The sequence below is a fragment of the Bacillus sp. AFS015802 genome (genome assembly GCF_002561455.1).
Lineage (GTDB): Bacteria > Bacillota > Bacilli > Bacillales > Bacillaceae_B > Rossellomorea.
Genome location: NZ_NTUP01000014.1, coordinates 1 through 24,003, shown reverse-complemented (window position 1 = coordinate 24,003; position 24,003 = coordinate 1). Strand labels below are relative to the sequence as shown.

General features: G+C 44.5%; 25 protein-coding genes and 1 riboswitch. Of the genes, 6 read left to right on the top strand and 19 right to left on the bottom strand.

All coding sequences use genetic code 11. The features are described 5' to 3' along the window. Nucleotides 1-87: 87 nt before the first annotated feature. The 3 genes from CN378_RS10565 to CN378_RS10555 are packed head-to-tail and all read right to left on the bottom strand — an operon-like array spanning nucleotide 88 to nucleotide 2,181. Nucleotides 88-1,308 carry a type II secretion system protein gene (locus CN378_RS10565; protein WP_098351857.1) on the bottom strand — a complete coding sequence of 407 codons (1,221 nt, stop codon included), beginning with the start codon at nucleotides 1,306-1,308 and terminating at the stop codon, nucleotides 88-90. Beyond that, entirely contained in the window at nucleotides 1,305-1,742 is a 438-nt protein-coding gene (locus CN378_RS10560) for a PulJ/GspJ family protein (protein ID WP_098351856.1), read from the bottom strand. The genes CN378_RS10565 and CN378_RS10560 overlap by 4 nt, the downstream gene beginning before the upstream one ends. A gap of 13 nt (nucleotides 1,743-1,755) precedes the next feature. Then, a complete protein-coding gene (locus tag CN378_RS10555) occupies nucleotides 1,756-2,181 on the bottom strand; it encodes a PulJ/GspJ family protein (RefSeq protein ID WP_179884874.1) in 426 nt (141 codons plus the stop codon). 259 nt (nucleotides 2,182-2,440) lie between these two features. On the opposite strand from CN378_RS10555, the gene galU reads away from it, so the two are divergent. After that, on the top strand, nucleotides 2,441-3,382 hold the full coding sequence (gene galU / locus CN378_RS10550; RefSeq protein ID WP_098351854.1) for a UTP--glucose-1-phosphate uridylyltransferase GalU: 942 nt from the start codon (nucleotides 2,441-2,443) through the stop codon (nucleotides 3,380-3,382). Next, nucleotides 3,379-4,707, top strand: coding sequence for a UDP-glucose dehydrogenase family protein (locus CN378_RS10545; RefSeq protein ID WP_098351853.1), 1,329 nt, complete (start codon nucleotides 3,379-3,381; stop codon nucleotides 4,705-4,707). The genes galU and CN378_RS10545 overlap by 4 nt, the downstream gene beginning before the upstream one ends. Nucleotides 4,708-4,721: 14 nt before the next feature. Here the strand turns inward: CN378_RS10545 and CN378_RS10540 are convergent, their stop codons facing one another. From CN378_RS10540 to CN378_RS10495, 10 genes are all read right to left on the bottom strand, one after another. Beyond that, nucleotides 4,722-5,843 (bottom strand): sensor histidine kinase, encoded by a 1,122-nt coding sequence (locus CN378_RS10540; RefSeq protein ID WP_098351852.1) that lies wholly within the window; start codon nucleotides 5,841-5,843, stop codon nucleotides 4,722-4,724. A gap of 143 nt (nucleotides 5,844-5,986) precedes the next feature. Then, a complete protein-coding gene (locus CN378_RS10535) occupies nucleotides 5,987-6,907 on the bottom strand; it encodes a type II secretion system F family protein (RefSeq protein ID WP_098351851.1) in 921 nt (306 codons plus the stop codon). Nucleotides 6,908-6,910: 3 nt separating this feature from the next. Then, nucleotides 6,911-7,873, bottom strand: coding sequence for a type II secretion system F family protein (locus CN378_RS10530; RefSeq protein WP_098351850.1), 963 nt, complete (start codon nucleotides 7,871-7,873; stop codon nucleotides 6,911-6,913). 1 nt (nucleotide 7,874) lies between these two features. Continuing rightward, nucleotides 7,875-9,215 carry a TadA family conjugal transfer-associated ATPase gene (locus CN378_RS10525; RefSeq protein WP_098351849.1) on the bottom strand — a complete coding sequence of 447 codons (1,341 nt, stop codon included), beginning with the start codon at nucleotides 9,213-9,215 and terminating at the stop codon, nucleotides 7,875-7,877. A 1-nt stretch (nucleotide 9,216) separates the two neighbouring features. Further along, on the bottom strand, nucleotides 9,217-10,410 hold the full coding sequence (locus CN378_RS10520) for a CpaE/TadZ family protein (RefSeq protein WP_098351848.1): 1,194 nt from the start codon (nucleotides 10,408-10,410) through the stop codon (nucleotides 9,217-9,219). Then, complete coding sequence (cpaB, locus tag CN378_RS10515) at nucleotides 10,410-10,994, bottom strand: Flp pilus assembly protein CpaB (protein ID WP_098351847.1); 585 nt, start codon at nucleotides 10,992-10,994, stop codon at nucleotides 10,410-10,412. Before cpaB ends, CN378_RS10520 begins: the two co-directional genes overlap by 1 nt. 30 nt (nucleotides 10,995-11,024) lie before the next feature. Beyond that, a complete protein-coding gene (locus CN378_RS10510; protein ID WP_179884873.1) occupies nucleotides 11,025-11,933 on the bottom strand; it encodes a pilus assembly protein TadG-related protein in 909 nt (302 codons plus the stop codon). Continuing rightward, entirely contained in the window at nucleotides 11,933-12,286 is a 354-nt protein-coding gene (locus CN378_RS10505; protein ID WP_179884872.1) for a TadE/TadG family type IV pilus assembly protein, read from the bottom strand. Before CN378_RS10505 ends, CN378_RS10510 begins: the two co-directional genes overlap by 1 nt. Next, nucleotides 12,286-12,798, bottom strand: a complete 513-nt coding sequence (locus CN378_RS10500; RefSeq protein WP_098351844.1) for an A24 family peptidase — start codon at nucleotides 12,796-12,798, stop codon at nucleotides 12,286-12,288. Before CN378_RS10500 ends, CN378_RS10505 begins: the two co-directional genes overlap by 1 nt. A gap of 67 nt (nucleotides 12,799-12,865) precedes the next feature. Then, complete coding sequence (locus CN378_RS10495; RefSeq protein ID WP_098351843.1) at nucleotides 12,866-13,027, bottom strand: Flp family type IVb pilin; 162 nt, start codon at nucleotides 13,025-13,027, stop codon at nucleotides 12,866-12,868. 213 nt (nucleotides 13,028-13,240) lie between these two features. On the opposite strand from CN378_RS10495, the gene CN378_RS10490 reads away from it, so the two are divergent. The 4 genes from CN378_RS10490 (at nucleotide 13,241) to CN378_RS10475 (ending at nucleotide 17,033) form a co-directional block, all read left to right on the top strand. Continuing rightward, a complete protein-coding gene (locus tag CN378_RS10490; RefSeq protein ID WP_179884871.1) occupies nucleotides 13,241-13,594 on the top strand; it encodes a DUF192 domain-containing protein in 354 nt (117 codons plus the stop codon). 300 nt (nucleotides 13,595-13,894) lie between these two features. Then, nucleotides 13,895-14,734 (top strand): family 16 glycosylhydrolase, encoded by an 840-nt coding sequence (locus tag CN378_RS10485; RefSeq protein WP_098351841.1) that lies wholly within the window; start codon nucleotides 13,895-13,897, stop codon nucleotides 14,732-14,734. A gap of 5 nt (nucleotides 14,735-14,739) precedes the next feature. Next, the gene (locus tag CN378_RS10480; protein ID WP_098351840.1) at nucleotides 14,740-16,086 is read left to right on the top strand and encodes a glycosyltransferase family 2 protein; all 1,347 of its coding nucleotides are present in this window, start codon (nucleotides 14,740-14,742) and stop codon (nucleotides 16,084-16,086) included. Continuing rightward, entirely contained in the window at nucleotides 16,083-17,033 is a 951-nt protein-coding gene (locus tag CN378_RS10475; RefSeq protein WP_098351839.1) for a polysaccharide deacetylase family protein, read from the top strand. The genes CN378_RS10480 and CN378_RS10475 overlap by 4 nt, the downstream gene beginning before the upstream one ends. 44 nt (nucleotides 17,034-17,077) lie before the next feature. On the opposite strand, the gene CN378_RS10470 is transcribed toward CN378_RS10475, so the two are convergent. The 6 genes from CN378_RS10470 to CN378_RS10440 form a co-directional block, all read right to left on the bottom strand. Next, entirely contained in the window at nucleotides 17,078-18,091 is a 1,014-nt protein-coding gene (locus tag CN378_RS10470) for a MupG family TIM beta-alpha barrel fold protein (protein WP_098351838.1), read from the bottom strand. Further along, complete coding sequence (locus CN378_RS10465) at nucleotides 18,088-19,452, bottom strand: PTS transporter subunit EIIC (RefSeq protein ID WP_257141106.1); 1,365 nt, start codon at nucleotides 19,450-19,452, stop codon at nucleotides 18,088-18,090. Before CN378_RS10465 ends, CN378_RS10470 begins: the two co-directional genes overlap by 4 nt. Nucleotides 19,453-19,540: 88 nt before the next feature. After that, entirely contained in the window at nucleotides 19,541-20,443 is a 903-nt protein-coding gene (gene murQ, locus CN378_RS10460) for an N-acetylmuramic acid 6-phosphate etherase (protein ID WP_098351836.1), read from the bottom strand. A 227-nt stretch (nucleotides 20,444-20,670) separates the two neighbouring features. Further along, a complete protein-coding gene (locus tag CN378_RS10455) occupies nucleotides 20,671-21,228 on the bottom strand; it encodes a competence protein ComK (RefSeq protein ID WP_179884870.1) in 558 nt (185 codons plus the stop codon). Nucleotides 21,229-21,633: 405 nt separating this feature from the next. Further along, a riboswitch (cyclic di-GMP riboswitch) is annotated at nucleotides 21,634-21,719 on the bottom strand. Nucleotides 21,720-22,001: 282 nt separating this feature from the next. Next, a complete protein-coding gene (locus tag CN378_RS10445; RefSeq protein WP_098351833.1) occupies nucleotides 22,002-22,814 on the bottom strand; it encodes an SGNH/GDSL hydrolase family protein in 813 nt (270 codons plus the stop codon). A gap of 172 nt (nucleotides 22,815-22,986) precedes the next feature. Next, nucleotides 22,987-23,826 carry a tyrosine-type recombinase/integrase gene (locus tag CN378_RS10440; protein WP_179884869.1) on the bottom strand — a complete coding sequence of 280 codons (840 nt, stop codon included), beginning with the start codon at nucleotides 23,824-23,826 and terminating at the stop codon, nucleotides 22,987-22,989. Nucleotides 23,827-24,003 lie beyond the last annotated feature (177 nt).

The window sequence follows — 24,003 nt, the reverse complement described above, 5'->3', positions numbered from 1 at the left end:
GTTTTTTATGACAAAGAGGATGCAAGACCATGATACCCTACTAAAAAAGCAATCACCGGCTAGATGATTGCTTCTTGAATGGATTCGTTAATAGCTGTATTCGATATTATTTTTAATCTCTCCCCACTTTATTGATAGGTCTTTGGAGGAGTCAAGGGTACCGCAATACTTTTCAAAATCTGTCTGATTGACCTTTACCGGTTCACCCGACTTAATCTTCCCATTTACAGATCCTTTCACATATAATTTTCCGTCTATATCCAATTGATCTGCATTTAAATCTCCCCCTACACACATCTTCGAATTCGCACTGATTGAGAGATGTTTAGATATACCTGCGCTTCCTCCAACATACACGAAGGATTGGTCTTCCACTTCAAGATGACCATCCACACTCATACTTCCTCCTACTTGTACATTCGACCGATCCATTCTCAACTGCCCGCCTACACTCAGAGCCCCTTTCACCTCTAGGAATATATCCTCTGCACCATTCATATTTTTCCCAAGAGACATGGAACCTTCTGTATGAATCTGAGTGTGACTCATATTATTGGCATTACCGGTTAATTGTAAAGCACCAGTAGTATAAATAAGCTTATTTTCTAATTGATTATGGTTCTGAGAAAAAGAAGCGGATCCATCCACCAAAATTTCACTGCAGCTATCGTAGATCAGAGGAGGGTTTTTACATTTTCCCGCTAAATCCGAGGGCTTTTTAATGTGAGTGAAATCTGGCAGCGAATACGTTGTCGAAGTGTCTGACTCCCCCCCTCCTTCTGTCAATCCCACATCTTTGATCGGGATCGTCATCTCAGCGCTGAGAGTTGAAGTTTCATTCTCCTGTGTTCCAAGACTTGTAAAGGAAATGATGATATCATTCCCTTGGGAAGATATGTTCACAGCCTGAATGGAATAAGAAGTATTTTCGCGGTCTTCTATGGTAAGGCTGGTTTGTTCACTTTCCAATGAAGTTCGCATGGCTTGTGTCATAAGGGAAACAACACGTCCAGTATAATAATCCTGTGATTTTTCTATCCGATTTCTGCGATCAGCAGCCATCATTTCCTTAACCCTGCTCACAATATTCTCTTGATTGGAAAGATAGGCATTTCTCACAGCCAGTTGGTAAAAGGAGACTCCCATTTCAGCCAACGCTACAGATTGATTGTTTTTTTCGACTACCTTATTCTGCTTGACACTAGTAAATGACTGACTCATAAAGGAGAGTGAGATTACCATGAATACGACCATGATTAACAACACGGTGACCAACGCATAGCCTTTTTCATTTTTGAAATGTCTCATTCGCTCCCATTCTCCTTCAACCTGTAAAATACCGTTTCTATATCAAACTTATTTGCAGCTCTTTCCTTATCTTGGATCGTAATGGTGATAGGGAGATCTTCCTTGTTTGGATCGACTATTCCTGAATAGCTTGTTGATAAACATAGATCAGGATCCTTAAACGTTTCTTCCAATAACTCATTATTCTTAGTCTTATACTTCACTTTGATCATACAGTTTGAACTGGTTAGTTCATACTCCTCTGACGTTTGATGAATCCTTGTGAGCTTCATGTTTACATAGTTAGACTCCTGCTGCAATGCATTTTGAGTGACAGCCTTATCTGAATAAGTAAGACCTTGAAAAAAGACATTCCAGATCACTACACCAATAATTGATAATATGGTGGTGGTGGCCAGCACTTCAATCAGGGTCAGTCCGCGTTCATTGGGCATCAAGCTCCCCCCTTTATTCACCGATCGTTATGTATCCGTAAGTTTCACTCACTGTGCGATGATCTTTCAGTAACTTGATCTCTACCAGGTGAGCTTTAGATGGAGCCGAATGTAAGTCAGTGTTCTTTTTGATTTTTATATATACGTCAAATGGTTGTTCTAAAGTCTGAAAGTAATAATAGGTAGTGTCTTCCCTTTTATAACCCATCGGCCGATTGGCGGGTGCGGGATCTTGAAGGAAATCAACCACTTCTTCGGAAGCCTTCCAGTTTACTAAAACCCTTTTCGCTTCATTCACACCTTGCGATTTAGCTTCATTGTGCTCATTCATCATCCCCATTTGAGGAAAAACGTTCATTATCGACAATAAAATAATGGATAAGATCGTGATGGACAGTAGCACTTCCAGTAACGTGACCCCTTTTTCATTTTGTACCAAGATCATACCGCTCCCAACTGAATGATTCTATTTTCCTATATCAATTATATCACTCAGTTTCTATTAATCACTCCATTAACTGTTAAATAGAAAAAAATTCGCTGTCAGTCCCAAAAGATTTAAGAAACAGAAGGAAGATCATTCACCCAATGTACCCCTACCCATGTAAATTCTTCGTAAAACCAACCTTTCCCAAGGGATATCCTCCCCCCTCCTCTGATAATATAGAAGAAGATACATATTTTCGGAGGTGTAAAGAATGAAACAATCCGATCTCTCCTTATTATTGGCATCATCCTTACCCAAGAAGAAGAAGGTCACGAAAGCGATCATCCCTGCAGCAGGTCTCGGCACACGATTCCTCCCGGCCACGAAGGCTCAACCGAAGGAAATGCTTCCGATCGTAGATAAACCAACCATTCAATACATCATTGAAGAGGCAGTGCACTCCGGGATTACGGACATCATCATCATTACCGGCCGGGGAAAAAGGAGTATCGAGGATCACTTCGATAAATCATATGAATTAGAAGCGAGTTTAGAGAAAAAAGAAAAATGGGATGCCCTGGAGGAAGTGCAGTCGATTGCGAATCTGGCAAACATCCATTATATCAGGCAAAAAGAACCACTGGGGTTGGGTCACGCCGTTCTCTGTGCCCGTTCCTTCATCGGGGATGATCCGTTTGCCGTCATGCTGGGGGACGATATGATTCTTTCTGAACAACCATGTGTCAGTCAGCTGATCGACTCATTTAATGAGTGTCAGGCGCCCATTATCGGGGTGCAGGAAGTAAAGGATGAGGACGTTTCAAAATACGGGATCGTGACCCCTTTTCAAACGGAAGAAATGTCAGGAAACGATCTCCATCGGATCAGGGGAATGGTTGAAAAACCGGATCCTCTTGAAGCTCCTTCAAACCTGGCCATCATGGGAAGATATATCCTGACCCCTGAAATCTTTCCCTATCTGGAACGATTGCAAGTGGGGGCAGGCGGCGAGCTTCAGTTGACCGACGCTTTAAACCACTATAATCAGGAACACTCAATGTACGCCAAAGTATTTAACGGGGACCGATATGACATCGGCGATAAGTTCGGCTTCATTAAAGCGACGATTGAATGTGCGATGAGACGACCGGAACTACAATTGCCGTTGACGTCATACCTGAAAGAATTGCTTGAAAAGGTGGGGTCGGAATGAATATATCAGTGATCGGCGCCGGCTATGTTGGTCTTGTCACGGGGGCATGTCTGGCAGAAATCGGTCATCATGTCATTTGCCTGGACACAGACAAGCAGAAAGTAGAAATATTAAAGCGCGGGAAGTCGCCCATTTATGAGCCGGGATTAGAAGCTTTAGTAAAAAAGAACAACCGCCTGTCTTTCACCACAGACTATCAGGTCGCATGTGAAAAAGCTGAGATCATCATCATTGCCGTGGGAACACCTTCCCTTCCCGATGGCTCTGCCGACCTGTCCGCCATCCAGGATGTGGCGGGGAAAATCGGTTCCCATGTGAAACGCAGAGGAACGATCATCGTGACCAAAAGTACCGTACCCGTGGGGACCAATCATAAGATCAAGTCCTGGTTGAACACAGAATCCTCCTCCCCGGGAAGATTCATGATAGCCTCGAATCCCGAATTTCTTCGAGAAGGCTCAGCCATCCACGACACCTTCAACGGCGACCGGATCGTGATTGGTACGGAAGAAGAAGAAGCGGCTATAAAATTGGAAGCTATGGTCTCACCGTTTGGGGTCCCGGTTTTACACACCTCGATCGAAAGTGCTGAAATGATCAAATATTCGTCTAACGCCTTTTTAGCAACCAAGATCAGCTTCATCAATGAAATCGCCAATTTGTGCGAAAAGCTTGGCGCAAACGTTGAGGACGTGGCCAAAGGAATGGGAATGGATCAACGCATAGGCGCTTCCTTCCTTCAGGCGGGGATCGGCTATGGTGGCTCATGTTTTCCGAAAGACACGAATGCCCTCGTTCAAATGGCAGGGGAAATGGAACATAAGTTTGAGTTATTGGAATCCGTCATTCACGTTAATGCGAAACAACAGGTAAAATTAGTTCAAATCGCAAAGGACCACGTAAAGGAATTAAAAGGGAGACGCGCAGGGATATTAGGCCTCTCCTTCAAACCCAATACGGACGACATCAGAGAAGCGGCTTCCCTTGAAATGATCAAACAACTCCTCCTGGAAGGGGTCCAGGTGACGGTATACGACCCGGTGGCCACGGAAAACGCGAAATCCATCCTCGGGTCGAGTGTCGCCTTCGCAGACAACTGCTTCGATGCCATCGAGGATCAGGAAATGGTCTTCATAGCGACCGAATGGGAGGAATTTAAGGTCTTACGACTGAAAACCATCTCCAAGCTAATGAAAACCCCGATCATTTTTGACGGCCGTAATTGTTTCTCCCTTGAAGAAGCTGAGGAGGCTGCAATAGATTATTACTCGATCGGAAGACCTGCCGTCATTCATTCCACTGTCAAAAAACCTCATTCCCAGTGAACGAGGTTTTTTCATTACATGACGACGTTTGACTCCACAGGGATCCCCACCGTAAATGTCGTCCATTCATCATTAGAGCGGCAGGAAATATTCCCGCCATGCTTTTCAATCAGCTTTTTACAAATATAGAGACCGATCCCCGTTCCAAGATCCTTTGTCGTATAAAAAGGTTCAAAGATTGCTTCGATGGTTTCTTCCTTGATCCGGGGCCCGTTGTTTGAAATCTCCAGGTTCGTCCTTCCTTCTTTCACATCACAGGTCACAATGATCTGCCGACGTCCTTCCACTTCTTGAAGGGCATCGATGGAGTTCATGATGAGGTTAAGAAAGACCTGCCTTAGTTCATCCCTGTTCCCAAGCACCTTGATGTCAGCACCGCAATTGAAATCAATCGACACATCCCCATCCAGGAGGCTCGGGTACAGAAACTCAATGGTTTCTTCCAGATGGTCGGCCAGAGTGATCTCTTCCCTCGTACTATCGATGATATCCTTTCTGGACACATGAAGGAATTGAGAGATGCGGTAGTTCAATTGTTCAAGCTCGTGCTGCATGATATCCAAGTATGGAAGATCAGGATAACCGTTCTGTAAGAGCTTCGTAAATCCGATGATGGACGTGAGGGGATTCCGGAACTCATGAACGAAGCTTGAACTCATCTGACCAAGGATCGTCAATCGCTCCTTATGAGTCTGGTCGATGTACAGCTCTTTCTCCTGAAGCTGCTGCTCTTTGATTTCCGTATATTTTCTGACGGCAAGGTAGGAAAAGCGGTCAAATAACGAATTGATGTCTTCAATCAAAGGCTGTAATTCCCGCAGTTCGATCCCGGAATTATTCACCCATTTGATGATGATGCTCTTCCCTATGTTCACGTTGTATACAAACTCGCTGATATTCACATTGGCATTGACCCGCTCCAGGGCTGTCTTATGGGCAAGTATGGTGATTTCTTCTTCACTGAGTGGCTTTACGATCGCACGTTTCACTAATTGAAACATCTTCACTCCATTGTTCAACACTTCTTCTTTATAGATGTCGCTTTCTGAGATTACGATATTTTTGAGCCAATTATGTAAAAATTCGTCTGAATGATCTTCCAGGTATTGAATCAGCATGGTTGAAGCACTAGTCATTGATTGGCATTCCCTTCACTCCGGTTATTGTCGAAATATTCGTTGATATTATCATACCAGAAAACATGAGGAATGATTACAATCATTTGAACATTCATAACCATAGAGGGACGGACCTCCTAATTGGAGGTCCGTCCCTCAGGTTACATCAGGCCTTCGGTCAGGATTTTGACGATAAGGGGACCGAGGGATACGATGAAGATGGATGGGAAGATGAAGAAGACCATTGGAAAGAGCATTTTGACGGGAGCTTTCATGGCCTGTTCTCTCGCTGATTCCCTTCTCTGCTCACGGATGCGGATGGTCAGGTTCCGGATGACTTTTGCCATTCCCACTCCAAGATAGTCTGCTTGGATCATGGTGGTCAATGTACTTTGCAGGGAATCGGATGGGACTCTCATCCGCAGTTCATAGAATGCTTCCCTCCTTGATTTCCCTCGTTTCATATCTTCCAACACGAACAGAAATTCCTCGGACAGCGGCCCTTTTTTCTTTTGGCACACCGTTAAGATCGCAGCATCCAAGCCGAGCCCTGCTTCGATCAATAGATTCACTGTATCGAAGAAGTCCGGCATATCCCGGTTAATCCGGGCAATGCGCTGAGTCCTTCTTTTACTTAAATAGAAAGTGGAGTATTGAAAACCAAGAAAGAACATTCCAAAGGCCATAAGGAGCGTCATCTCCATATTGTCAGCCATGGGAGCAAACAGGAAGAAAACGGCCGTTCCTCCCCCGAAGCTTACAAGCAGTTGAATCAACCTGAATTCAACTGCTGTCAGTTTCCCAGAATAACCCGCATCCCGGATGAGTTGGTCCAGCTTCTTTTGTTTGGTTTTGCTTGTTTTTTTACTGACCAGCTGCAGTCCACGATTCCATAATCGCGTGAATCGTTGGGGTTTCCTTCTGCCCTTATCCTTATCGGCAGAGTGCATCTGATGAATGTGGTGAAAATAGTGATTGATCCGAGTATCAACGGCGATCCTTTTCCGGTTTAAGGTTAAAAGGATGGCTGCTGCTAAGCATGTAAATGAACAGATGGCCATCAACAAAAAGAGAATACTCATTTTCTACACCTCGATCCTCAGTATTTTCTGGATGGCAAACCAGCCAAGCAATACGAGTAACCCCGCAAATACGAGCATGGCGATGCCCATTGGATGGTGAATGAGCGGACCGAAATAATTGGGATCGACTACATATAAATAGAAACCCAGCCCGATGGGGAGCATGGTGATGACAAGTGAAGACAGCTTCCCTTGTGATGTCAACGTATTCAGTTCCCCCATGATCCTCACTCTCCCCCTGATGGTATCTTCCATCGTTTCCAGTAATTCGGCTAAATTTCCACCGCTCCTCCGCTGGGCGATGATGGCTTCGAGGACAACCTCCAACTCTTTATTGGGTAAGCTATAGATCATATCGTCAAATACCTTTTCCAACGGAATCCCAAGTCCGGCTTCACGGACCGCCCGTTGGAACTCAGGCCCTATGGGGGAAGGCATTTCCTTCCCTACAAGCTGCATCACCTGCATAAAACTGAAGCCCGCCCTCATTGAATTCGCCATCATTCCCAATGCGTCAATTAACTGTAACGGCAAGGCTTGTAATCTTTTTTTCCTTCTCCGCGACATTACCAGTCCTGGAAGGAGGAAGCCGATTGTCAGGCCGATCACCGCAAATATCCAATGCAGACCGGGAATCAACAGTAATAAAGAGAGGGAAACGGCGCCCATCAACCGATACGCAAAGAATTGCTCCGGCGACATGGAACTCCCTGCCTGTACTAATAGTGCCTTTGTTTTCTGACTGAACTGAACACCCTTGAATGCTTTGGAGATTGTATGATTGATATTCTCCAAGGGGTGGTGCCTTTTTACTTCACTTTCCTCGCTTTGCCTGGAAGAAGGGGAGCCAAAATAGCGATCCATCCGCTTTTGCACGTGTCGTTTTTTCATAATCTTTGAAAGGATAATATAGAAGAAACAGGTTGTGAGAAAGACTATCCCTAAGGTCCATATACCATTTTCCACCTTACCACTCCCCCTTGAACCAGGTCGGGGATACGGCTATGCCATTTCCTTCAAGTTGTTCAATGAACGCCGGCCGGATACCTGTTGAGACGAACCTTCCCACCACCTTCCCATCATGGGACCATCCTGTTTCCTTAAAGTGAAAAAGATCTTGAAGTACAATGGTTTCCCCTTCCATCCCCTGTACTTCCGTAATATGTGTGATCCTTCTTGAGCCATCCTTTAAGCGGACCTGTTGGACGATGACATCCAGGGCATTGGCGATCTGTTCGCGGATAGCTCGGACCGGCAGATCGAACCCGGCCATCATGACCATTGTTTCCAGCCGTGCAAGCATATCCCGGGGTGAGTTGGCATGTCCTGTACTCAAGCTTCCATCATGCCCCGTATTCATCGCTTGAAGCATATCCAAAGCTTCAGTACCCCTCACCTCTCCTACCACGATCCGGTCGGGACGCATCCTCAGCGCATTTCGGACGAGATCCCGAATCGTTATCTCCCCTCTTCCTTCAATATTCGTCGGCCTGGATTCAAGTGAAATAATATGTTCCTGGGAGAGCTGAAGTTCTGCCGCATCTTCAATGGTCACAATTCGTTCGTCATGAGGAATGAACGATGAAAGAACATTCAGGGAGGACGTTTTCCCTGAACCGGTTCCACCGCTGATAAAGATATTTAATCGCCCCAACACACATGCCTTAAGAAATTCCGCCATATCATGGTTCAATGTGCCGAATTGTATCAAATCTTCTATTAAAAAAGGCGTATCTGAAAATTTTCTTATTGTGACGATCGGTCCTTTTAACGAAAGGGGAGGAATGATGGCATTGACACGGGAACCATTGGGGAGCCTTGCATCCACCATCGGGGAGCTCTCATCCACCCGGCGGCCGATGGGAGAGACAATTTTCTCGATGATTCTCTGAACATGCTGATCGTCCCTGAAGGTGACTGAGCTCCGAATCAACTTTCCATTCTGCTCGTAGTAAATTTGGTGCGGTCCATTGACCATAACCTCGGAAACAGAAGAATCCTCCAAAAGAGGGGTGATCGGACCATAACCCAGAAGCTCATCTTCCACCGATTCCACGAGCTGATTTTTCTCTTCGAAGGTCAACCGTCCTCCCTCTTCACTTAGAAATCCCTCACTCCATTCTTTAATTTTACTTTTCTCCTGCTCTTCATTCTGACCGGGATATTTTTTTAATTCTTCTATTATATAGTGATGGAGTCGCGATCCCAGCTCCCAAAATTCATTGGTTTTGGGAGCTCTCATCATGGCTTGATCAGTGTGGTTTTCTTTCAAATTGTGATCCTGGGCAACCTTGCTGAAGACGGCCATCCTATAACCTTCCTTTCATAGGCACTAATTGTTTGACACCTTTTTTCTTCGTTGGTGGTACCTCTTGTTTTATTTCAGCAGGCGGATGAATGAGCTTCTTGGCCAATGTGAGAAAACCCTTCCCGATCGGTTTACGTGGATGCGAGAGAACGGCAGGGATTCCCAGATTGATGGATTGGGCAATCACAGCTTCTTGAGCCGGTATGGTAGAAAAGACGACGGTTTCAAGAATCCTCTCCATTTTACCCAGGTCCAGCTGCTTCTTTTTCTTATTGTGAATATGAATAATTTTTATTTTGTCTCTGAATTGGAATGAATCGAGCGCTTCCATGTAGAGCTTGCTTCTTTTTAAAACCGGCAGGTCATTTGTCACCAGTAATAAGCATTCCTCCGAGCGTTCCAAACACTTCAAATGAACTTCTGATAAGTAGGAAGGAATATCGATGATCAGAATGTCAAACCTCATTTTCATTTCTTCGATTACTTTTTCCATATGGGTCTCCGTGATCATTTCAAAGAATTCCGGCCTGAGGGGCGCTGGAAGGATGGAGACACCACTGTCATGTTCGACGAGGTATTTATCCAGTGAAAAACGATGTCGTTCATATTCTTCTTTCACCCATTCATAAAGGGTCCCACTCGGTCTGATATCAAAGTGCATGAACAGATCACCAAACTGGAGGTTGGCGTCCAGCACCCCTACCCTTTTCCCCATCTGTGCATATGTCACTGCAAGGTTGACAGCCGTTGTGGTCCGTCCAATTCCACCTTTGGGACTGCAGACCGATACGACTTTACAATTTTTCGAAAGATGAAAGTTCACGCCCGTTTCCCGGAGCTTCAAGTATTTAACGGCTTGATCGATGACATCCTTTTTCTCTTTTTGTTCCGATGAATAATGAAGGATGTTAGATGCTCCCACATTCATGGCTCTTCTTGCATTTTCCATATGATCCGGCACGATTAAAATGATATAGAGATGAGGGAACAGGATTGATATTTCCTGACACAGCTCAAACCCGTCATAAATGGCATTGGCTTTAAGAAATAGAATGGAATGATCCGTTTCTTTGATTCGATAAATCAAATCCTCCCATTGCGGAAATTGATGGAGTTCATATGACTGCTTCTGAAGGAGTAACTCCAAGTCTCCCGGAGCTGTGTTCGTATCCGAGTAATAAAACCAGTTAATCACTATTCCTCACTCTCCCCTTCTTTAAAAACTTCCCTTGAAAATGAAATGGGACCTTTCTCTATATGCGCATCATCTTTTCCACGCAGCATAAAGTAGAATCCATCCTTATCCCTTGATGCCAGACTAAGTTCAACCCCTTGTGCTGGTGTCACCTCGACCGTCACCGTTTCATATCGAAGCGCTTCGTCGGTACCGTCCGCTGATTTACCTGAGGCGAGTACCTTGATATTCTGAAGAACGAGCTTAGCCGTCCGCATCTCCTTTTTTGATTTTTCATCTCTGGTCGATTCATAGGCAATGATATCAATATGTGAATTTGGCTCAATATACCCTGAAACCCCCTGTTCAAGGCCCGTTACCTTTAGGGAGACGGCTCGCATACCTTCTGCAGCAGGGATCATTTTGTTATTCATTTCCCTGCCTGGCAATTCAGGTTCTTGTTCCGGTTTCTTTCCATCGTCCTTCACTGCCGTAGTCGTGGAAGCAGGAACCGGTGCAGGTGCCGGAAAGACGACGACATAAGCGACAAGTGCCGCAATGATTCCAAATACAAATGACCACATCCAAATACGCTTCGTTTTCATAACATCCTCCCGCTACTAGTAATAAAGAGTTTACTCAACCAATTTCACACCATACAAGCCATAATCAGGAGCCGATTCATCAATATCTCCTTGGGTGACCATTTTGAGGAACTTACCTGTTACCCTTTTCTTCTCAGGCATGCCTTCCAGCCAATAGGCCGCTAATCCCACTGCATTTACTGTATCCCTGCCATTCACCCCTTCCCATGTATCGATGACAACGATATAAATGACACGGGCACACTTGTTATCCGCCGTAGCAGCGCTTTGACAATGGGGCTTGCCGGCATCTCGATCGATCAAAGTCGTGAACGCGTCTTCAACCGGGCCCCATTTCTGACCGGGCTCGGTCTCAACCGTCCCAAATTCCCCAACCGACACTTCCACCCCATTCAGTATATTGTCTTTCAGATTGCTTGCCCCTCTACCATTAAAAGCAAGGTAACCGCAGTTTCCATGTTGTTTACCGGTATTATCGCATTTCAATTCCGTGTTATGTGGAAGGGAATCCTTTTCCACAGCAATCGGGGTGATTCTCAACCCTTTTTGCAAAGGAGCTACGATGGCTTTGGCCGAAGCGGATACGGCAGCTTCATCAAAACCAAGGAACCGGGCAAAGGTCATCGGCACCGTCACTTTCTGACTGACCTTTAATGATTGGCCGGTGGTGGAAAAGGTTCCTCCATCCAGGGAATGGGCATTTTTTGCCCCAAGGTTCTTTGCAACAGTAATCGCCTCTGCTTCCCCTTTACTCGGAATGACTTGAACTCCCCCCAAGACGGCGGCATCAAGTGCTTTCTGAAGCGAACTCTTTTCGGCATAAATCCTTCCCCCATCCAAGGCCAGACCTACGACCCCCAACAATACGACCATGAAGAGAGCCGCGGACACCACTATATTTCCTTGATCATTTCCAATTATCGATTTTAATTTCATCATCATTCAATCCTCATAACCGTGGTATCTTCTACATTCAATGTCCCGACAAGGGATCCGATGACGGGAGTGATGAAGGTAATCGGATAGACGATCCGGATGGTCGCTTCCTCCGTCGATGTTGAGAACTGAACCTGACCCGCGGTTAAATGTATGCTCGCCCCATTTTCCACAGCCACTCCCACCACGTCGCTTTTCCCCACACTTGCCGCCCTTGCCGCTTCCCTCCCGGCATGATCCACCGTCAGTGCGGCGTGGAAATACCTTCCGAAATCGACAATCCCAAAGATGAGTAATAAGAATAAGGGCAGCACAAACGCATATTCCACAAGTGACTGTCCTTTTTCACTTTTCACTACACAACCCCCCACAACAACGTGATGAAGGTCCCGATTACAATCGGAACACCGTATGGAAAGGCGATGGACGATCCTGAGTCGGCTTTCATTTGAAACATCCCCTTTGTCCCCGATAACAGGACCGGAAATAAATAAAACGCTCTAACCGAATGGATGATCCCATTTTTCTTAACAATCAGGATCAAGGAAATGAAACCGCCAATGAGAGCCACCACCACAAATGCTTTCAATGTAAATACTGATCCCATAAGGGCCCCGACCGTCCCCATCAGCTTCACATCCCCGGCACCCATCCCCCCGAGTAAGAAGGGGATCAGTAATGTCCCCATTCCCACAAGGAAGCCTGCACTGCTAAAAAAAAATCCATCCCATCCTTGTGTAATGGAATAGAATAGGAGGCCGATCAGGATAGCAGGGAATGTGATGATATTCAGTATTTTTCTTTTCTTCAAGTCAGTGAATAGGGATACACCTAACGCAAATATAAGTACGAAATAGATGGAAAGCATAAGAATCACTCCTGTTTAGTAAAGGTAAGCCCTACTTGTTTTGCAGGGCTTACTTAAAACGGGTATCTTATTCACTTTTCAGAAGCCCTGTGAATAGATTTGTAATTTCTGTTTTTAATAGACCCACCGCAATCGCAACCACAGCTACAACTCCAGCCAACACCAACCCATACTCCGACAATCCCTGACCTTCCTCTTCCATCACTAACTGCTTCATTTTGTTCACCATTTGTCGTTCCTCCTTTTGTATGTCCCTCTTGATTCATAGATTGTTCTCTTTTAAGAACCACCTTGTACACTCATAATAGTTCATTATAATGAACATGTAAATAGTATTGCTGTATAAAAAATTCGACATGATTCGCTATTGAGAACTAATCAATTTCTGTTGTATAGTAGGTCTATCTACATTTATTTTTAAAGGAGCGGTAGGATGAAAGACTTGGAGGAAACCACTTTATATCGAACAATTCCCTATCCATTAAAGAAGGCCGATCGCTTTTTATTGAGATTGAGAGGGTTGATGTTCAGGAAGAAGCCCTTGCAGGAAGAAGGAATCTGGATTACTCCCTGCAACTCCATTCACATGTTCTTTATGAGATTTTCTATAGACGCAGTATTCCTCGATCGAGAACAAAGGGTGATCAAACTGATTCCTGATTTGCATCCTTGGAAAATGACCCTCCCAGTTAGACATGCCCACTCTGTTATAGAATTGCCTTCAGGAAGTATCAGGCGGCTAGGGATAAAGGAAGCACAAATAATAGGATGCACGGAAAAGGAGCCAGGCGTATGAGACTGACTTCTTTTTTGTTTCCACCTATTCTACAATGTATCATCACCTAAACGTTTGCTGCCTCTAACTGGAGATCGGGCAAGATCGGCAGGTTCAATAAACGAACCATTCCTTGCTTTTACATAAACTTAACTTGATAATTCTTTACCCCGTTATTCTTTTTTGATACAATTGTTCTCAATACAGAACAAACCACTCCTCCCCTTTCTACATGAGTTGTTCTTGATGAAGGACCAAACACCCTTATTCTCTTAAAAGGAGGGAGCAAAAATCAGAATAATAGTAGGAATATTAATAGTGATGCTCACAGTATCAGGATGTTCCAACCAGGGAGATCTTCTTTCTTCCATAAAGAAGAAATTTGAAAACTCGGAGGGGCTTACTCAGGAAAATGAAGGCTTGAAGAGACAGGTTGAACTTCCCCCAAAAGCGTTATCCGCTGAAGTAAAGGAGAAAGACCCCTGGTCATTAGTGTGGAACGATGAATTCGACAGCTATGATTTCAGAAGCCGGTGGAACTTGCAAGATTGGGCTTCGGATAAAAATGAAGAGTTACAATACTACTCTCCTGACAATCTGAAAATCAGAAATGGTCATTTGGTTATACAGTCCAAAAAAGAACGCTTCAAGGAGAGAAGCTACACATCCGGGGCAATCACGACAGAAGACCTCTTTGAGTTCACATATGGAAAAGTGGAAATACGTGCAAAAATCCCTGAAGGAACAGGAATTTTCCCTGCTTTGTGGCTTGTGAATTCAACGAATGAAAAGTGGCTTCCCGAGATTGATATTATGGAGAATATCGGGCAGGTGCCAAATGAAATTTATTTTGTCGTTCACTGGGCAGATTCAAATGGAGAAAAGCGGAGGGATTACTCGACATACACAAGCAATACCAACTTTTCTGATGACTTTCATACGTATGGATTGATTTGGGAGAAGGAGAACATTTCATGGACACTCGATGGTGAAGTGGTTTTTGAAACAACGATGCATTCACCCGATACCCCATTATTTCTTTATATTAATACAGCCATTGGCGGGACATGGCCCGGTCCACCTGATCCAGATGATAGCTCGACGAAAGAATTTCTCATCGATTATGTAAGAGTCTATCAAGCAAACAGTAAGGAGAGATAAATGCTATGTTTTTTCTCTATCTCACATTCGCTATTTTTACCGCTTTTGTGTTGTTCCAAACGGTATACATCATCATCCCCATTTTCAAAAATGAAAAAAAGAAAGAGAAAGTCGTGTATAAGAATTACAGTTTTTCCGTCATTGTTCCCGCCTATAATGAAGACAGGGTGATAGAAAATTGCATCCAGGGCTTTCTGCATCAGGACCATCAACCAGCCGAGCTCGTCATCGTCAATGATGGCTCCAAGGACCAAACTCTTGAGGTATTAAGACAAACCCTTGATTTGAAGGGATATTATCGACCTGTAGATAGCAGACTGAAGCATAAGGAGATACTCAATTTCTATCGTTCTACTAAATATCCCGGCATCTTTGTTCTCGATAAGGTAAATGGGGGAAAAGCAGATGCCCTCAATGCAGGCATCAACTTTAGCAAAAATGAGGTCGTCATCACCCTCGATGCAGATAGTATATTAGAAACAAATGCGTTATCCGAAATGAATGATGTTTTCCAGGAAAGGGAAGTCATTGCTTCTGGTGGAAATGTCATGATTTCTCAAGCATTTAAAGGGGAACTCCACCAGTTAAGGCCAACATTTCAGGTAAGCGGTATTATCCGGTACCAGTTCCTTCAATATTTAACGGCATTTTTCCTTCATAAGCGTGCCCAGGCGTCCGTCGGTGCGATCACCGTGATTGCCGGGGCTTTCGGCGCATTCAGGAGGGGGACCCTCTTTAAGATCAAGGGGTTCAGAAGCACGATCGGTGAGGATATGGATATTACCCTGAAGCTCCATAAATGGATAGAAGAAAACGGGCGAAAAGAAAAAATTGCTTTTGCTCCAGGAGCCATCTGTTATACCGAATGCCCCAGTACCTTCAGGGATATGTTCAAACAAAGGGTTCGCTGGCAGAAGGCCTTCATCGATTGCCTCGTCCACTATCGCAGATGTTATTTTCACAAGTTCTCAAAAAGATTCTCTGTCTTCTTTCTCCTGGATCAATTCCTTATTGGTACTCTGAACGCCTTCCCTGTCATCATCACTCCTTTTGTGCTCTTTATGAACAGGGGAAATTTCTTACTTTTGATTCTGCTTGGACTAACGGCGGTTTTCCTTTTTATGTATCAAAGCATCACGACCATTTATATTTGTCACCTTCACAATATTACCTTTTCGAAAAAAGACATAGGACGCATACTGCTCTTCCTTCCTTCTGAAATCTTCATCTACCGGATGATCAACCTGGCTTTCGTTGTGTATGGAACACTGTCCTATTTCTATAAGCCCCAGGCCTGGGATAAACTTGAACGATCCGGATCTGTCGGTTGGAAGGGGGAAAAAAGGGCATGAAGCAGTTTTTCATGAAAGTCACCTTTGCCTTTGGATTTCTCTTTCTTGTCAGCTTTATATTCTTGGGGTTCGGATTTTATATCAATAAGTATGACCTTTTGGCCAAAGAATACGAAGGGGCCTATCCTGAAGACAAGGAACTTGGCCTGGATGCATGCATGAAGGGATCAGAACAGGACATTCGTTCATTTCCGGTAAAAGAAGGAGGGGCGAAAAGCATTCCGGTTCTGACATATCACCGCATTACAGAAGAAGGAGACCTATCCAAACGCCACTATATCGATGATGAAATAAATCCGATGATCGTAACAACGGAAAACTTCCGAAAACAAATGAAGTACCTGAAAGAGAATGATTACGTTACGTTGACACTGGATGAGCTTTATGCGTTTTTATCCCGGGATTTGAAGATCCCCGAGAAAAGTGTTGTCTTGACCTTTGATGATGGATATAAAGATAATTACGTGGAAGCTTACCCAATATTGAAAGAATATGGCTTTCAAGCTGCAAGCTTCCTGATAACCGGAGCGATTTCCAATCGCATCCAGACATATACCCCGGAATATGTTCAGTACTTCAGTACGAAAGAGCTGACAAAGGCATGTGATGTATTTCAATTTGAGAGTCACACGTATAACCTCCATAAACGGGATCATGAGAAGAATGACGTGCTCAAACCTTACCTATTATCAAAGTCGCAAAAGGAAATAAAAAAAGATCTAAAGACAAGCCTCTTTCATTTAGAGGGTGAGAATCTCGCATTCGCTTATCCGTATGGTGAATATTCACCAGGTTCCATCGATATCTTGAAAGAGCTTGGTTTCAAAATGGCCTTCACAACGGAAGAAGCCCTTGCTACACCCGAATCTCATATATACGAGATTCCCAGGTTTCAAATCTTTCATTCTGTATCCATGAAACAATTTAAAAGCTATGTTGATCAGTAAAAAAGAAATCCTGTCTCGATCCGTAGACAGGATTTCTTTTTATGTTATCGTTCTTGTTTTATGAACCTGATCTTTTGCCCCGGCTGAACCAAATCAATTAATGGCCCAAAACATATATTCCCCAGCACATTTACTGCAGGATCTCTCATTAAATCTTTCCGAACAATCTGCACTTCCCCTCTATACCGTCCATACAGATCATTATCCCGTGTAATCGAACCCCGCGGCCTTTCCACTGTATCAAGGGGAGGCACCTCATCCTTCGTCCTTGTATCGAGCAACCTGAGTACGTCCCGACCAGGATCCGGCCGGAGCTGATACTCCCCTTCGATTTCACCGCTACCCTTGTACAAGAGCTCGATGACATCTTCCTGATCAAAGTGATGGAGCTTTCGAAGCAGTTCCCCCGAACATCCGGGATCGCCGACAAAGACGCCGGTCACACCCCACCGCTTCAACTGGACGGCACTGACATATGGATTTTGACCGCGATGATCTTCGAGTGTAGGCAGTCCGAGATGGAGGGGACCCCTCTTTTTTTCATCTCCCGGTATAAACGCATAGACAGGAATTCCGAGCCTGTCATACAAATCTTGCTGCTTCAGGAAATACTCCTGATCAAGTCCTGTTTCCGGCTTAGGGTAAAAATTATGCCAGGCAATCATGTCCCCCGTTTCCATCCCGCAATCGATCCACTCTTGAAGCTCCCTTTCTCCGACGGTGCTCGCATTGATGGCAATCCGGAAGTGTCGGGACAACTCCAGCATCTCTTCCGTCGTGAATCCATCATCGAGCCGGAGGGAGGTGACTCCCAACCCTTTCAGCTCTTCAAAATGATGGAGCCCAAGCTTCTCAGGCGTCCTCTTCGATACATCGGCAAACACCTCAAATCCTTCCTTTTTAAAAAGGGACAGGAGCTCGCCAACACGCTTCGGACCCACTCCCGATTCTTCCGGAATATGAAGGGAGGTAAACGCCAGTTTGACACCCGATGAAGAAGCGCGGAGGATTCTCTCTTCCGCGTCTTCATCAGACAGATAGACGGATATACCGATCATTCAAACTCACTCGCCATTTCATCCTTGAACCCGAACAGGTACGTCAAAGCGAATCCTGCCGCATAAGCAATCAATAGTCCAAGAGTATAGTAGAGAATCTCCCCTGCGTTGACTAAGAAAATCAGCGGCAATCCGGATACGCCGATGGCAAACGTCGCAACATCGAAGTACGCCTGGAATGCCCCACCGAATCCTGCACCTAAACAGGCAGTCAGGAACGGTCGGCCTAAAGGAAGCGTCACACCGAAGATAAGCGGCTCACCGATACCAAGCATTCCGGCAGGCAGAGCCCCTCCGATCGCTCTCTTCAACTTCTTCTTTTTCGTTTTCATGAAGATCGCAAACGCCGCTCCAACCTGACCGGCTCCACCCATCGCAAGGATCGGCAATAGGGGATCGTCCCCGATCGTGTTGATCAATTCCAGATGGACTGGCGTCAATCCTTGGTGCAAGCCTGTCACAACCAGTGGCAGGAAGGTGGCACCGAGGACGAATCCGGCAACCAGGCCACCCATGTCAATAAGGGATAGAAGTCCATTTGTGATAATGTCTGAAATAAAACCGCCAACCGGCATAAATACCGTATACGTCAACAAACCTGTGACAAGTAACGCAATCGTCGGCGTCACAATGATATCGATGGCCTGCGGAATGACCTTTCGAACGTTCTTTTCTACAAACGCCATGAAGATGGCGGCAATCAAAACCCCGATCAATCCACCGCGGCCAGGCAATAGATTTTCTCCGAACAGCGTCACATCACCGATCGCGGGATTGATGATCAGGATTCCGGCCAAACCGCCGAGCGCCGCCGAGCCTCCGAATTCCTTCGCTGCATTCATCCCGACAAGGATACCCAGATACCCAAATAATCCACTGCCGATGATGGAAAGCATCATGACAAGCTGGGATTCCCCGTTCAGCCAGCCGGCCTGTACGAAGAACTTTGTGAAGCCCGTGATCAACCCTGACGCAATCAGTGCAGGGATGAGTGGAATGAAGATATTGGCCACGCGTCTTAGAAGCAGCTTGAATGGTGTGGCATTTTTCTTTTTCAGATCAGCCTTTTGCTCTGCTGCCCTTGCCTTCAGGTCAAGGTCCCCTGCACCGGCTGAAACGAGCTTCCCGAATTCTTCCGTCACCTTATTGACCTTACCCGGTCCAAGGATGACCTGGTATGTTTCATCCTCAACAAATCCAAGGACTCCCTCGGTTTTTTTGATTTCTGCTTTCTGAATGAGTTCTTCGTTATACACTTTCACTCTTAATCTCGTCATACAATGTTCATAGCTTGCGATATTATCAGCCCCGCCAAACCGTTCCAATAAGACTTCAGCCAGTTCTTTATTCGTCAATTTCACCTTCCCCTTTCGTTCCTTCAATCTATTGAGTGTCCCTCCCATTTAATGTCTATGAATGGGATGGGACAGGTACCCCTATACAAATAGACTATTTTTCAATGGCCAGGCGGACATATCCGTTGGCATCTTCCAAGCGATTCTTCGCTTCCTCATACCCACAGCCGAGGGTGATCATCACAATCGAAGGCTTCACTTCATTATTCGCCGTCTTCAACGTCGCGGCTGCCGTTTCTTTATCGGCACCCGTGATGCTTTCGATGATGCCGATCGCCCGCTGTTCAAGCTTGTAATTACTGATGTTCACATCCACCATCAGATTTCCGTATGCCTTCCCAAGCTTGATCATGGCTGCCGTGGAAATCATATTCAGGACCATCTTCTGTGCGGTCCCTGCCTTCAAGCGGGTCGATCCCGTCAATGCCTCGGGACCTGCGTCGACTTCAATCGCATGCTGGGCTTCAGCAGAAATCTTCGAACCCTTGTTGCAGGAAAGAGCCACCGTGGTCGCCCCGATTTCCCTCGCGTATTTCAGTCCACCTATGACGTAGGGAGTTCGACCGCTCGCTGCGATCCCGACAACCGTATCCTGTGGCGTCAGATCGATTTCCTTCAGATCTGCCACGCCCAAGCCTTCATCATCCTCGGCACCTTCCACCGCTTTCACGAATGCCTTTTCGCCACCTGCAATCAAGCCGATGACGACATCACTGGTCACACTGAACGTCGGCGGGCATTCAACCGCATCCAGGACACCGAGCCTGCCGCTTGTACCGGCTCCCATATAAATCAGCCTTCCCCCTTGCGAAATGGACGTCACAACCTTATCGACCACTTCTTCTATTTGCGGGATGACGAGCCTTACCGCTTCCGCCACCTTCTGATCTTCCTCATTCATCATGGTAAGAATGTCGCCGGTACTCGCCGTATCGATCCCAAGCGTATTCTGATTCACCTTTTCTGTTGATAATTCAAAAACATTATCTTCTTTCACAAGTCATTCCTCCCAGAAATCTGTATGCGTTTTCATTAACTCTATTATACTCAATTATAAAATAATATTTCAATTCTATTTTGTATTATATGAAATTAAATTTTAGAATAGACCATTGTTTTTGGTGGGAATAATGGGGGGAAGTTTTCTAGATTTATCGAACAACGTCAAATAGGAGTTGGAACACGTTTCCTACTCCTGTTTCTTCTTATTCGATTGATTCTTATTTAGAGGTCCGTCCCTCTGGAGTCGAATTCAGTCAGGTTCTGGAGGTGTGAGTGGAATCCCGGGAGATAGAGTTCGGTTTCGTTACGGTTCAGTGTTGAAATGGTCGGGATGGTGGAGAAATGGGTCATGGTGACGGCGGCCCGCTCCCTCTGTCTCTTGATGACACTTTCTGAGCAGTTGATCTCAAGCTTTTCCCCGTTGGTAAAATGTACATAGGTTTTTCCTTCTCTGGTGGAGGTCGATTCAATATGCTGGCAGAATAACCAGATACAATCATAATCGGTTGGGGCCATCGTAGGTATCGCATAGATGTATTGCTGCGGGCAAATCATGAGAGGTGTCTTTCTTAGGTAGTCGAAGGCATGCCTGACAGCTTTGATCCTTCCATCGTATGTGGACCTGTAAGCCATACAGGACTCGTCCAGGATCTCCTTGGTGGATTTCGTGCTGAGCGTCTTCATCCCCCCGAAGTCATGGACCCTGCATTGATGAATCCCATCATAGGCAGGGACAATCGCCAGCGTCCCCCGGGTAACCAACTCTTTTAAACTCTTCAAACCAAACACCATCCTTTTTCTTTTCAAAATTAGCCTCTATTATCTGAATCTTTATAGATATGAGACTTTATTACTATTATATACCAATCCCAGAATATTTCCATTTATATTTGGTTGTTTTTTGAGAAAAATCTCATAATTTGAGGAAATGTGGACTTTCAAGTAGAAAATCGTTTCTGGTTTATTCTATTCTGCATACGACTTATGCTTTTTTTTTCGTATATTTGTAGGTTTCTTTTGTGAAAAATCAGTATAGTGTAAAGGTGGGTACCATGATGATTAAACTGCCCAATACTATACCAACCTACAAGATCACTTTTCACCGTATCTTCCCAGCCTTCAAACACCTTTTTTGTCCAAATAAAAAAAACCTTTTCAAGGTTTAGTCGCATGGAACAATATGTATTCGGTAACTGGCAGGCATAGTTCGATGAACGTTAGCCCCTGTAGTTTTGCGTCACCACCTTTCAATGGTTTTGCCTTTATCGTACATATATGTTCTATCCTATTCTTTTCTCTTTGGTTAACTAAAGAGCCGTCTCCGGGGATATTGAAAAATTTTTATGTACACCCTTTTTTCTTCGCACCTGAAAAATTTAATTCCAATGATCTTCAGGGGCGTCCAAATTTCCTTCATATAATAGACCGGCAAACCAGGTCCTCCTTCCTGTTAATTTCTTTATATTGTCAATTATATTATAAAAAAGTCTGAATAATCCATAAATTATTAATCTATTTATCGACAACATTTTTAGACAACCAGGAATATGGGCTCAATCAACTGCTTTTTGAATGAAATAATCTTCTATATAACGTGCCCAAACTTCATTCCCCTTATCATTGGGCAACCCCCCTCCCGTAAGATAACTCAACAGCTGATTCGATTCACCGCTTGGCCAGGCTTTCCAATGGTCGAGATACGTATAGCCATGAGTATAGGCATATTTTTCCAACTCCTTTTCCTCTTTAGGATAATAATGGGCTTGATAGATCGGATTGGACGGTTGAATCATGACCGTGACATCGGAATTAAAAGATTTAAACTGTTCAATGATGGTAGAAAGATTCTTCAATCGATCGTCCATAGGCAATTTGGTATTATCGTATAAAAGAAAGGGCTCAATTAGCAGAATGTCCGGTTTGGATGCAGCAAGGCCGTCAAGGAGCTTTTCACTAATGACCTGTGTGGAGGTCTTATTTGCTATCTCTTTCGTCGTAATCTTAATCACCGAGGCACCGTATGTATCAACCAATTTCCTTTCAAGCAAGTGGGACCATGTTTTTTCTGTTTTAGAGGCAGATGCTGACCCAACTATAGCAAGGTTGACAGATTGCCCCTGGCCCACCTTTAACCGAAATAAGGATTGTATCTCTTTAGGAAGCAGATTTAGCTTATCGAGAGTAACGACATCAACGTTCTTTTTTCCCTCAGCTTCCTCATGGGAATCCCCGCCAGTATTAAAATCCTCATGCGCTGTTTGCCCCTTGGCCTGTACTCTTTCTATCCTATCATCCCAATAAATCTTCCCACTAACTAGTGTAAAAAGCGTGACGATCATCAATCCAATCAATAGTAACATTCTCATAAATTCAGCATATCCCCCTCACCTATATCATACTTACTATCATATAGGAGTAAGATAAAGGATTTTGTATATATATGTAGATATGCATAACAAAAATTCCGACATACATATTATCGAATAACCAAAACCCCTTATTCTTTTGAATAAGGGGTTTTATCATTGTTATAGCAGGTCATCCTTCAGGCGAAAAGGTCTTTCGGATTGCATCCTCGTACTCCGACTGCTCCACTCTGGTCCTGGCATATCTCTTAGTGACATTAATATCCTTATGGCCAGCAAGCTTAGAGACGACTTCTAGGCTCACTCCCTTATCAATCAATGCCTGACAAAACGTGTGTCGCAACTTTTGGGCATTGACACCGTACTTCTTCAGCATATACTGTACGGTTCTCTCCGTTAATCTTTCATGTGATTTCGAAACAAACAAAGCTGCCTCTATCGAATTAAGCGGCAAATACTTCATAAGATGATATTTCACTTCTTCAGAAAGCGGAATGACCCTGCCCTTACCACTATCGGATGGAACCTTAAGCAGATCTTGCTGCAAATCTACATTAGACTTATTAAGCGCACACAACTCCGATACACGAATCCCGGTATGAAGCAGCGTATATACAATGGCTATGTTTCTTTCATTCTCATGCTCTTTTACTTCAGATAGTAACTTCTCGCAATCTTCACTAGTAAGAACGTCTATCTCATCTCTCTTTTCAGCCTTATGAATATGAATATCAAATGTAATATCAGGTTTCTTCAAATACTTAGAAAAAGTCCTGATCACACCAAGAATCTTATCGGTCGTAATCGGACTCTTCCCCTTTTCTTCTAAAAATCGGATGTAGTCCTGAACATCATTCCGGTTCACGTCTTCAAGTCCACGATGACGCTCCTGAAGCCATTGTTCAAATTTCTTAAGTTCCTGATGATAAGTCGAGACGGTATTTGATGATTTCCCTTCCTTTTCAAGCCACTCTAAAAATGGATCAATCGTAGTACCAGAAGAATCTTGCAAGAGTACCACCCTTTCGAATCAAGCCTCTATTTACTAATATCGTAGAACTTATAGATGAAGAAGTCAACTTCTCCGAATGTAAAAGAGTGTAAATAAGGAGAAATGATTTCATTTTTCTAATTAGATTTCACTTAAACGAAAAAAAAGAGTAACTCCAATGAGCTACTCTTTTCCTAC